Source organism: Thermococcus sp. PK (genome assembly GCF_000430485.1).
Classification (GTDB): Archaea; Methanobacteriota_B; Thermococci; order Thermococcales; family Thermococcaceae; genus Thermococcus_A; species Thermococcus_A bergensis.
Map to the genome: position 1 here is coordinate 705,537 of NZ_KE387149.1, position 11,140 is coordinate 716,676.

13 protein-coding genes are annotated in these 11,140 nt (G+C 43.1%); 9 read left to right on the forward strand and 4 right to left on the reverse strand.

Annotated features, from left to right (window positions below; all coding sequences use genetic code 11):
• From THEPK_RS13375 to THEPK_RS05835, 3 genes are all read left to right on the forward strand, one after another.
• Window positions 1-269: hypothetical protein (locus THEPK_RS13375; protein ID WP_042699462.1), on the forward strand; the 269-nt coding region annotated here is incomplete at its 5' end.
• 50 nt (window positions 270-319) lie between these two features.
• The gene (locus THEPK_RS05830) at window positions 320-697 is read left to right on the forward strand and encodes a hypothetical protein (RefSeq protein WP_042696758.1); all 378 of its coding nucleotides are present in this window, start codon (window positions 320-322) and stop codon (window positions 695-697) included.
• A gap of 54 nt (window positions 698-751) precedes the next feature.
• Entirely contained in the window at window positions 752-1,054 is a 303-nt protein-coding gene (locus THEPK_RS05835) for a hypothetical protein (protein ID WP_042699459.1), read from the forward strand.
• A 104-nt stretch (window positions 1,055-1,158) separates the two neighbouring features.
• On the opposite strand, the gene for is transcribed toward THEPK_RS05835, so the two are convergent.
• Window positions 1,159-3,024 carry a tungsten-containing formaldehyde ferredoxin oxidoreductase gene (for, locus tag THEPK_RS05840; protein WP_042699465.1) on the reverse strand — a complete coding sequence of 622 codons (1,866 nt, stop codon included), beginning with the start codon at window positions 3,022-3,024 and terminating at the stop codon, window positions 1,159-1,161.
• 242 nt (window positions 3,025-3,266) lie between these two features.
• On the opposite strand from for, the gene THEPK_RS05845 reads away from it, so the two are divergent.
• On the forward strand, window positions 3,267-4,319 hold the full coding sequence (locus THEPK_RS05845) for a radical SAM protein (protein ID WP_156882168.1): 1,053 nt from the start codon (window positions 3,267-3,269) through the stop codon (window positions 4,317-4,319).
• Between the two features lie 120 nt (window positions 4,320-4,439).
• Entirely contained in the window at window positions 4,440-4,607 is a 168-nt protein-coding gene (locus tag THEPK_RS13380; RefSeq protein ID WP_198011292.1) for a hypothetical protein, read from the forward strand.
• Here THEPK_RS13380 and THEPK_RS05850 read toward each other — a convergent pair.
• Window positions 4,604-4,804, reverse strand: coding sequence for a TIGR04140 family protein (locus THEPK_RS05850; RefSeq protein ID WP_042699467.1), 201 nt, complete (start codon window positions 4,802-4,804; stop codon window positions 4,604-4,606). The genes THEPK_RS13380 and THEPK_RS05850 overlap by 4 nt on opposite strands.
• Window positions 4,805-4,893: 89 nt before the next feature.
• On the opposite strand from THEPK_RS05850, the gene pyk reads away from it, so the two are divergent.
• Entirely contained in the window at window positions 4,894-6,321 is a 1,428-nt protein-coding gene (gene pyk / locus THEPK_RS05855; protein ID WP_042699469.1) for a pyruvate kinase, read from the forward strand.
• On the opposite strand, the gene THEPK_RS05860 is transcribed toward pyk, so the two are convergent.
• Entirely contained in the window at window positions 6,318-7,073 is a 756-nt protein-coding gene (locus THEPK_RS05860) for a molybdopterin-binding protein (protein ID WP_042699471.1), read from the reverse strand. The two genes, pyk and THEPK_RS05860, sit on opposite strands and share 4 nt — an antisense overlap.
• 115 nt (window positions 7,074-7,188) lie before the next feature.
• On the opposite strand from THEPK_RS05860, the gene THEPK_RS05865 reads away from it, so the two are divergent.
• From THEPK_RS05865 to THEPK_RS05875, 3 genes are read left to right on the forward strand one after another with little or no spacing between them, the layout of a single operon-like run.
• A complete protein-coding gene (locus tag THEPK_RS05865) occupies window positions 7,189-7,929 on the forward strand; it encodes an ATPase (RefSeq protein ID WP_042699473.1) in 741 nt (246 codons plus the stop codon).
• Window positions 7,930-7,941: 12 nt separating this feature from the next.
• Complete coding sequence (locus THEPK_RS05870; RefSeq protein ID WP_042699476.1) at window positions 7,942-9,183, forward strand: MFS transporter; 1,242 nt, start codon at window positions 7,942-7,944, stop codon at window positions 9,181-9,183.
• A 24-nt stretch (window positions 9,184-9,207) separates the two neighbouring features.
• The gene (locus THEPK_RS05875) at window positions 9,208-10,209 is read left to right on the forward strand and encodes a TIGR01177 family methyltransferase (protein ID WP_042699479.1); all 1,002 of its coding nucleotides are present in this window, start codon (window positions 9,208-9,210) and stop codon (window positions 10,207-10,209) included.
• Window positions 10,210-10,292: 83 nt separating this feature from the next.
• On the opposite strand, the gene THEPK_RS13055 is transcribed toward THEPK_RS05875, so the two are convergent.
• On the reverse strand, window positions 10,293-10,637 hold the full coding sequence (locus tag THEPK_RS13055; RefSeq protein WP_156882146.1) for a hypothetical protein: 345 nt from the start codon (window positions 10,635-10,637) through the stop codon (window positions 10,293-10,295).
• Window positions 10,638-11,140 lie beyond the last annotated feature (503 nt).

The following is an 11,140-nucleotide window of genomic DNA, read 5'->3' on the forward strand; positions in this document are numbered from 1 at the left end:
ACCTGCCAAAATCCAAAAAATTTCCAGTAAAAACAATACTGGCAATACTCCTCTTTAAACAATACTACAACCTACCCCTCAGAGACGCCCAGCACTACGGCAGAAAATTCTTCGGAGCAAACATTCACTACTCAACCCTCCACAACTGGGAGAAAAAGCTGAACCTCGAAGAACTGACAAACCACCTCCTGAAAAAACTCCAGAAATTACCCTACGCCAGCACTCAAGCAGACTCAACCATTATTACAAATAAAAAAAGGGCAGGATAGAAGTTCAGGCAATAACGAGAATCCTGCCGGGTTTACTGTATCCGGTTGCTGTGAAGATCACAACTTCTGAGAACGAGCTGATTGAACTCCTGCCGGGGGGTTCTGGGAATTTTTATGCTGATGGGGCTTATGATTCAAAGAAAGTTCTGAACACTGTGGTGGAAAAGGGTTATCGGCCGATTGTTAAGAAAACTAAGAACGCTCCAGGTGGTTTTGGTAGTAAGAAGAGAGACAGAGTGTTTTCTGAAGAAGAGTACAGGCATAGGAATCCTCATGAGGGGTTCTGGGGTGCGTTTACAACGTGGTTTGGCAGTAGGATCCCCTGTTTTCTGAAAAAGACTACTGTAACCCGAATCCTGCTTGGGGTAATGTGTTATGGTCTGAAAATCCTCCTCAGAGTCAAATACTGTTTAAATAACAGGGGGTGAAACTAAACACGCCCCGGAGGTAATGTCTCAGGGTACGTAAACGTTAATGGTACAATGTATGACATAAAAGACAAAGAATGGGAAAAAATAACAGGAATAACAAGGGAAGAACTAATACAACGGGAAATATACTCTTCATTCCGGATAGAAAGGTTGAAAATCTTATTAAATGAGTCCAAGTGGCAGCTAAAGCAGAGGAGACTATTCTCTGGAACTTATGAATTCAAGGGAGTTTATAAGGATTCTAAGGTCCAGCTTATAACTAACCGCCAGATATCCAAGATAACCATCAACATAGAAACTCCCTACGGATCCAAAATCCACAAAGAACTGATATTGGAGAACAAGTTATCATGAGCATGATTACCTTACTTGAACTTTTTTCATTTTCTTTTGAAAATCTCTTTTCAAAACAAGAGAAGTCAAGAAGCCCAAGAGACAAAAAAGATAAAGAAAAAAGCTCACTCGAGCTTCGTAACCTTCTCAAGCTCTGGGATGACGAACTCAAGGTCAAGTTCCTTGAGTGTCTCCTTCTTTGGAACACCTCTCTCATCCCAGCCTCTGAGCTTGTAGTATTCGCTGAGTAGAGCGTCATACTTGTCCTTCTCAAGGTGCTGACCTTTGTATGGGCCGCTCTTAAGGCCTTCTTTGAACCACCTCTCAGGCGGATAGTCCATCTCTCTGCCCCAGTTGCCGTTGTATTCTCTAACCCAGTAAGCCCTAATGAGGGCGTAAACTCTATCGGCTGCCTTGTAGAGGTCGTCCCATGTGTACTTAACACCGGTGATTGCTTCGAGAAGCTTCGGATAGTAATCCAAGCTTAGGCCAACTTCAACCCATGGCAATCTACAGGCAGTGAGCATCTCAAAGAGGCCACCTCTAAGTCTTTGCAGCTCAATAACCTTTGCGGCCTTTTCTGGGTCGTAGGTTATCTTGTACTCAACTTTCTGGGCCTTTTCGCCTTCAATTGGTGCGGTACCAATTTCCCATGCAATGACCCACGCTTCCTTGTGGTGGGCACCGATTGAACTAGTTCCATATGACAAGGCCATTGCCGGATAGATGTAACAGTTGTAACCGCTGACCTCAAGACCTTTTACGTGCATTGCAAAGTCCTTGGCACCGAGCTTTTCGCTCATCACTTTGACACCATCAGCTGCAAGGTTTCCAAGTTCACCCCTTCTGTAGGCTATGTCCAATGCAAGCTGCTTGGCCTTCTTGAAGTCACCAAATTCTGGAGCATCGTCATCTTTTATTATGCCCTTCTCCTTAGCTTCCATCACATAGGATATTGAAACTCCAAGCGAAATCGTGTCAAGCCCCATCTCATCTGCAATTCTGTTGAGAACTGAGACCTCGTTAAGCTTTCCTATGCCAAGGTTTGAACCCAATAGGGCGACGTTTTCATAGTCCAGCTCACTCTCCTGACCTTCAGCATCAAGAACCACGTTTCCACAGGGCATGTTACAGTATGGACAGCCCCTCTGCTTAACCTTCATACCTTCCATTGTGTAGCCGTCTATTGAGCGGGCGAACTCAAAAGAGCCGTCGCTGAAGTTCCTCGTCGGCAAGGCGGAGTTCTCATTTGTCCATTCCACAGCGGCCATCGTTCCCTGTCTGTGCCAGAACGGATAACCTGGAGAGTTGAGAATTGCATCGTAGGCTTCTTGTGAAAGCTTCCTAAGCTTCTCCTTGTCCGCAACGGGAATTTCCTTGGTACCCTTGATAACTACCGCCTTGAGCTTTTTGCTTCCCATTACCGCACCCATACCTGGCCTTCCAGCTGCCCTTCCTTCTTGGGAGATAACAACGGCATATTTAACGAGGTTCTCCCCAGCGGGCCCTATGCTTAGAACACCCACGTTCTTACCGTGTATCTCCTTGAGCTCTTTCTCGGTTTCAAAGGTAGTTTTGCCCCAGAGACCTTCGGCACTGAGAATGCTCACGTTGTCGTCCTCGATGTAGAGATAGACGGGCTTTTTGGCCTTTCCTTCAACGACAAGGGCATCATAACCGGCTTTTCTTAAATGCACGGTGGCCATTGTTCCGAGGTTACCATCGCCATAACCACCGGTCAGGGGGCTCTTGGCAGCTATAACCATCTTTCCGCCGCTTGGGGTTGGAAGACCGTTAAACGGACCACTTGCAAAAACTAACTTGTTTTCTGGCCCAAGAGGATCTACGTTCTTTGCTTCATTCCAGAGAATCCATGCTGCTAAACCTCTACCACCAATAAAATTCTTCGCAACTTCCGGAGAATATTCCTGCACCCAGACTTTGTTGTTTGTTAGATCAACTCTTAGGATTCGTCCCCACCAACCGTTCATAGAAGACCACCAAAGTTCATTAACGTTTGAATTTTAATAAAGGTTTTGGGTTCATAAAATAGTTTACTTTTAGCAAATTGTGAAAACAAAATTGTTTACAAAAACATTTCAAATAAGTTTTCTTATTTATCAAAAGGTTTCGAAAAATTTGCAACAGATGGCTGATTTGGTTCGTATGAATTCGATTACTCCATAAAACCACAAAAAAAATTTAAATAATCTCAATGATCAAAACACAACTGATGGTCATGTGGTTTAGGCGGGTAGAACTCGATGAAATTAAAAGGGCAAAAGATGCATTACCGCATTACTTTTCAATCTTAAGCGGAGAAGAAAAGCCAAATTTCTTCTATTCAAAGCAGGTAGAGGTTAATTTCGGAGAAAATGAGGATCTTGAGAGTCTGTGGAAAACGCACAAAGAAGGGATGGAAAAGTTGAGAGAGAACGATTTAAAAGAGAATCCCAAAAAGAGTCTCCTCGATTTAAAAGCTCTAATAGCATATAAAATGCTTGAAAGCTGTGAGCTGTGCGAGTTTAAATGCCACGCAAATAGATTTGAAGAGATCGGCTACTGCAGAGTGAAAGAAAGTTTAGTGGCGAGTGATTTTCTCCACATAGGGGAGGAGCCAGAGCTTGTGCCGTCTTATACAGTCTTCTTTTCCGGGTGCAACTTTAGGTGCGTGTTCTGTCAGAACTGGGACATAAGCCAATACCGCGTAGGCCTGAGGTATTCTCCCAAGGAGATGGCCGTTAAGATAGCGGTAGCCTATGCTGAGGGGGCGAAGAATGTTAACTTCGTTGGTGGCGAGCCAACTCCAAACCTTCCTTTTATCCTTGAGACTCTAGAGTATGTTAAAGTTCCGATTCCGGTAGTGTGGAACTCCAACATGTACATGAGCGAAAAAAGCATGAAACTTTTGGATGGGATTGTCGATGTTTATCTTGGGGACTTCAAATGGGGCAACGACGAAGATGCACTTAAATACTCAAAAGCTCCCAGATACTGGGAAACAGTTACGAGGAACTTTTTACTGGCTAAACAGCACTACAAAGCCGAGTTTTTGATAAGGCATCTTGTAATGCCGGGTCATTTAGAGTGCTGCACAAAGCCAATTTTAGAGTGGATAAGCGAAAATCTCGGCAGGAACGTTAGGGTCAATGTAATGTTCCAATACCGTCCAGAGTACAGGGCTCATGAATATCCCGAAATTGATAGAAGACTTACAAACGATGAGATGCTTAAAGCGGCTGAACTTGTGAAAGAATTCGGATTAAAGAACGCGCTGGTGGGATAAATGCAGGTTACATCTGGAGTTTCCACAAAATGGGTTTTAATTCTTTTTCTGTTGTTTTTCATTCTCTTCGGCTTGAAAACACTCTTAGAAGAATATTTGGAACGAAAAGGGGGAAGATAGATGCCCATTCCGCTGAGAGAAGTTACAGATAGACAGCTTGTAGGAGCAATACTGAGCTTGATAGCGGTTTATCTAATCTTTCGCATCTATACCGGCTGGTACTCCAAATACCTGGAGAAAAAGGAGAAAGAACTCGAAGAAAACGAAAAAATTGGAGAGCTTTACTAACCTCCCGCCCTAGACTTCATCAAGACGTTCATGAACTTCTCGATTTCCTCGTTGCTCCCATCAATGATTATCTCCCATCTGGGCATTCCAAAATAGGCCTCAGCTTCTCGGATTTTTATATCAACCCTTGCCTTGGAAATCTCCTTGATTTTAAGTATCTCCTCAGGAGGAATTGCGGTTATCAGTTTTCTTCTCATAAAGAAAGTTAAGAGGATGGCTTTAAAATATCTTTCGAATTCCAGAAAACTTAATTAATCCCAGATGGAAAAAGAAAATGGTGAGAGAAATGGAGCTTCCCTCTCATAAGACAAAGATAATTGCCACGATAGGACCGGCTTCTAAGCAAAAAGAGATCATAAAAAAGATGATAAAAGCCGGAATGAGTGTTGCGAGGATAAACTTCTCCCATGGAACTTTTGAGGAGCATACAAAGACTATCGAGTTGGTGAGAGATGCTGCCGAGAAATTAGGGAGGAGAGTGGCAATTTTAGGCGATCTGCCAGGACTAAAAATGAGGGTCGGAAAGCTGAAGGGGGACTCTATAACTCTAAGAAAGGGAGAAAAAGTCGTTCTCACAACAAGAGATGTTGAAGGCGACGAAACGACCATTCCTGTCGAGTTTAAAGACTTTCCAAAGCTGGTTTCAAAGGGTGATACCATATACCTGAGCGACGGCTACATAATGCTGAGGGTTGAAGAAGTCAGGGAAAATGAGGTCGAATGTGTTGTAGTGAACGGAGGGATACTGTTCTCCCATAAGGGGATAAACATTCCAAAAGCGAATCTCCCGATAGAGGCAATAACTCCAAGGGACTTTGAGATAATAGAGTTCGCAATTGAACATGGGGTAGATGCCATAGGTCTATCTTTTGTAGGTTCGGTGTATGATGTGCTCAAAGTAAAGAGCTTTCTTGAAAAGAAAAATGCAGATCTCTTCGTGATTGCAAAAATAGAGAGACCTGACGCTGTGAGAAACTTCGATGAAATTCTAAACGCTGCTGATGGAATAATGATAGCGAGGGGAGATCTTGGCGTTGAAATGCCGATTGAAAAGCTCCCTATAATGCAGAAACAGCTTATAAAAAAGACCAATTTAGCAGCAAAGCCGGTAATAACTGCCACTCAAATGCTCGTCTCAATGACCACCGAACGGATACCAAAAAGGGCAGAGGTAACAGATGTCGCGAATGCGATACTCGACGGAACTGATGCGGTGATGCTCTCCGAAGAGACCGCCATAGGAAAGTACCCCGTTGAATCGGTGGAAATGATGGCAAAGATAGCCAAGACAACGGAGGAGTATAGGGAATCCCTAGGTTATTCCAGATTGCGCGCTTGGATTGACTCGTTACCAAAAAGAAGCACTATAAAAGAAGCGATAACACGTAGTGTTATAGATGCTCTCTGTGCCATAGACATAAAATACATCCTAACCCCCACAAGGACTGGGCTAACTCCAAGGCTAATATCCCGCTTCAAACCAAAGCAATGGATCTTAGCTTTTTCAAGCAGTGAGAGGGTCTGCAACAACTTAGCCTTTTCCTATGGCGTTTATCCATTCTGCATGGAGGAGAACTTTAACGAAAAGGACATAATAATGCTGGTAAAGGGATTGGGAATAGTCAAAGAAGATGATACAGTGCTTTTAACAGAGGGAAGACCAATAGGAAAGACCGTGGGGACAAATACAATGCGCATCTTCCAGATCCCTTAAACCTCCTCAAACCTTATTCCCTTTTCCTCCATGAATTCCTTTGCTCTTTCAATTTCCTCCTCTGATTCTCCAAAGAGAATTATCCCAATGTATTTTCCAAAGCCCTTTGGAGATGAGTGTATCTTTACCCTGAACTTGCTCAACGTTTCATTTAATATTGGAGCAAGCTTCGATTCGTCTGTTATCTCTGCTAGAAGCTTTTTTTGAATGAACACTCTCCTTCCAAGTCTGGGAAGCACTTCGTTTTCAAGCATTGCCTTCATTTCTCTCGGCATTCCTGGGAGAACAAATATTTTTGTGTTTTCATAGCTCAAAAAAGCGCCTGGAGCGGCCCCAACGGAGTTGTTGAGCATCTCGGCTCCCTTTGGGAGGTACGCCATCTTTTTACGTGCCTCATTAATTTCCGGATCATCTATAAAGCCCTTCTTATAGAGATCCAAGTAAAATCCCTCAATTCTCCTGAGGGCATCCTCCCTCAATTCCAATTCAACGCCAAGAGCTTTGGCAACTGCAATCATCGTAACATCGTCGTGTGTTGGACCTAACCCTCCAGCTATTATCAGGACTTCTGGCTTTCGGGAGAGAGCCTCTCTGATCACGCTTTTTATTTCCTCAACATCATCCCCAACGGTTGTTATTCTCTTTACCCAGTATCCCCTTTCCGTGAGCTTTTGAGCTATAAACGCGGAGTTGCTGTCGATGGTGTTGCCGGTCAGCAGTTCATCTCCTATGGTGATTATCTCAGCAAACATCTTCACCACCGTAACTCAATTGTGCTATCTAAAATTTAATCTTTCGCTCCAGCTGAAGATGGAACAAGCAAGGAGATAGAAATCCTTTAAAAGCATATCTCTAAACCCATTCACGATGATAAAAGCAGTAAAAGATGACTTTGTTAAGTCCTATCGTTTACATCAAAGCCTTGAAGCCCTCGAGCGGGTTAGGGGAGAGATTAGTGAAGAAGCTTACGAGAGATTAAAAGCCCTCATTTATTACAGAGTTTACGGAAAGGAATTTAATAGAGATAAGATCAAAGAAAAAATTGCTCTGGCTTTTTCAATGGGTAGTGACAGTACGGCATCGCTTTTAATCCTTAGGTGGGCAGGATTCGATGTAGTTCCGGTAATGGTAAGACTCCCTCAAATGAGGGATGTAATACTCCTAAGAGCCCAGGAGTATGGGGCAGTTTTTGTTGAAGTTCCAAACTATGCCGAAGTCATAAGCTCTCAAATACAGAAAAGGGCTCCAATATGTGGAAAATGCCATTCAATGATAATGGAAGCGGTTAAAAACTACGCGAGAAAAAATGGGATAAAAATAGTTGCTTCAGGGGACCTGCTGAGCTTCGGAAGCATTTCGATTTACAAAGAGGAAGACCTGATAAAGCTAAACCTACCTGCCTTTTTAGCCCTTGATAAAAGAGAAGCAATAAGCCTCCTCGGCAGAAAATACGCATTGGGCTTTGGGTGTCCTCTGTGGAGGAACGCCACCAAAAGTGCGCCGATTTTAAAACGCTTTGGTATTCAGAGGGTATTGAGGGAGCTCAGGGCGGGAGCGATAGACAAAGAGATAGCAAATGCCCTCATCAGAGACATCCTCAAAAATTGAGGAGGTAAGAACATGAAGCGGGAACGCTCTCTGCTTCAAATCATTAGAGAGCGCGCTGCAAAAATCTCCATAAGAAAAAAGAGAAAAAGAAATCTCCTTCTCCTGGCAATCTCAATGTTTCTAGCCAATATAAGCTGGGGAATAGCTTTCCCATACCTCGGGGTGTACATGAAAATTCTAGGAGGGTCGCTTTTTCTTGTCGGGCTTTTGAGCGTTGCTTTCAATTTAACCTCTAGCATAGCTCAGTATCCTTTTGGATATCTCTCCGATAGAACTAGAAGAAGAAAGCCGTTCATAGCGTTTGGAATCTTTTCTTCAGGTATTGCGTACCTTTTTGTAATATTTGCCACAACGCCATCCATGCTCCTTGGGATAAGAATTCTTCAGGGAGTTTTAGGCTCTTCACTTTTCCCCGCTCATACGGCCTTTATTTCCGAGCTTTCGGTTCTGGAAAAGGTGGGTTCGACCTTTGGTTTCTTTAACTTCATTGAAAATATAGGGTACATGCTGGGCAACTTTCTAGGGAGTGTGATAGTCAAACTCCTTGGCATCAAAAGCGCTTTTGTAATATCAGCTGTAATATCAATTGTTTCAGCTGGAATTGTGATGCTCATAGAAGAAACTCCCCATCAACCTTCACGTTCCAAGCGATTAATAATTCCGCAAGAAAGCAGAGAGAGCGAGAGGGTTATTTTCGAGGGCAACGCTTTTAGGAATCTTTTAAAGGGCAAAATGGGTATCTTTTACTTGTCTGTTTTGTTTGCAATGGTAGCATCTGGCCAAGTTTACTCCGTATTATCCGTGTACTTTGAAGAAAGATTTGGGAGTCAATGGGTTGGAATTCTCTTTGGTGTTGATTCTCTGGCAGCAGCATTAGGTGCCCCCTTCATAGGCAGGGCTATTGATAAAAAGGGCGCGAAAAAGATCTTCATTTTATCACTAGTGGGCTACATGATAGTGTTCTACGGATATGGCATAATCGCAACCATTTATTCAATGATAGTTCTCTCCATCCTTTCAGGAATAAAATGGTCGGCCTTTATTAGTGCCTCATCTTCTTATGTGGCATTAAACACAGAAGATAAGATAAGGGCACAGGCTATGGGAATGCTAAATACGATGATGAGCATTGGATGGGTTGTTGGGCCTTTAATAGGAGGCTATCTAAGTGGAATAAGCTTTAAAATTAACTTCCTCTCTTCGTTAATACCACTCACCCTGGCACTCATTCTAATTCTCATTCCAAAATCTTAAAAGCCCTTAAAAGAAGGTGTCTACATGCTCTACGTCGAGATACTTGGGAATCTTCCAGAGATGGCTGAAGGGGAAGTTAGGGCGTTGCTAGAAATGGCTAGTCCAGAGTTTAGGATCATAGAAAAAGATTACCTTTTTCTTGCCCTTAAAGGGGATAAAAAGGCGTTTCCCTTCCTCAACAGACTTGGCTTAGCACATGAATACGGCGAGCTTTTGTTCTCTGCTAAAAGCTTGGAGGAGCTGTATTCAAAAGCAGAAAATGTCAAATGGGAAAACTACATCAGGGGAACTTTTAAAGTAGATAGAGAGACAATGGTAAACTGTTCCCATTTAGTAGAGAACGTTGAGAGGAAATTGGGGGCAATAATATCAAAAAGAGGGTTCAAAGTGAATCTAAGCTCTCCCCAAACATTAATCAGAGTTTACTGCGGAAAAAAGCTTTGGGTTGGGATTAGAGAGAGATTTTTTAAAGCAAAGTCGTTTAATGAACGAAAAGCTGATCAAAGGCCGTTTTACAAACCTATAGCTTTGCCTCCAAGAGTAGCAAGGGCAATGGTTAATCTGGTAAGGGCAAAAAAAGAGGTTCTTGATCCTTTCATGGGCACTGGTGGGATCCTTATCGAAGCGGGTCTTATGGGTCTAAAAGTCTATGGAGTTGATCTGAGGAGAGACATGGTTGAAGGCGCTAAAAGGAATCTGGAACATTATGGAGTCAAAAACTACGTTTTAAAGCAGGGGGATGCTACAAGGCTTAGAGAGCTCTTTCCGGATAAAACATTTGAAGCTGTTGCAACTGATCCTCCTTACGGAACCTCCGCAACCCTAGGGGGGAGAAAAAGAGAGGAACTGTATGAAAAAGCCCTCGCAAGCATATATGAAGTGCTTGATGGATATTTAAGCATAGCTTTTCCCGCGCAGTTCAATGCCGAGAGGGTAGCTGAGAGGATTGGGTTTGAAGTTTTGGAAAAATATTACCAGAGGGTTCACTCCTCTCTAGATAGATATTTTTACGTTATGCGCACCTGAAGCATCTTTCTCGAAATCTGTCTCATGTTCTTCTTTTTTGTGTTTATAACTTGGTTTTAGATTTTAACAGGGCGTGTTTAGTTTCACCCCCTGTTATTTAAACAGTATTTGACTCTGAGGAGGATTTTCAGACCATAACACATTACCCCAAGCAGGATTCGGGTTACAGTAGTCTTTTTCAGAAAACAGGGGATCCTACTGCCAAACCACGTTGTAAACGCACCCCCAGAACCCCTCATGAGGATTCCTATGCCTGTACTCTTCTTCAGAAAACACTCTGTCTCTCTTCTTACTACCAAAACCACCTGGAGCGTTCTTAGTTTTCTTAACAATCGGCCGATAACCCTTTCCACCACAGTGTTCAGAACTTTCTTTGAATCATAAGCCCCATCAGCATAAAATTCCCAGAACCCCCGGCAGGAGTTCAATCAGCTCGTTCTCAGAAGTTGTGATCTTCACAGCAACCGGATACAGTAAACCCGGCAGGATTCTCGTTATTGCCTGAACTTCTATCCTGTCCCTTTTTATTTGTAATAATGGTTGAGTCTGCTTGAGTGCTGGCGTAGGGTAATTTCTGGAGTTTTTTCAGGAGGTGGTTTGTCAGTTCTTCGAGGTTCAGCTTTTTCTCCCAGTTGTGGAGGGTTGAGTAGTGAATGTTTGCTCCGAAGAATTTTCTGCCGTAGTGCTGGGCGTCTCTGAGGGGTAGGTTGTAGTATTGTTTAAAGAGGAGTATTGCCAGTATTGTTTTACTGGAAATTTTTGGATTTTGGCAGGTTCTTCAGCTTCCTTCTGATTCGAAGTCTGCTAAAACGTCAAGAATTGCGAATGCCACGCTTTCAGGGTCTTTGAGTCTGTGATCCCATCTGGGGATCACGACAACCACCTGAAAGAATTCAGCAAAAAACCCTAATAAAGGTTACTATAAACACGC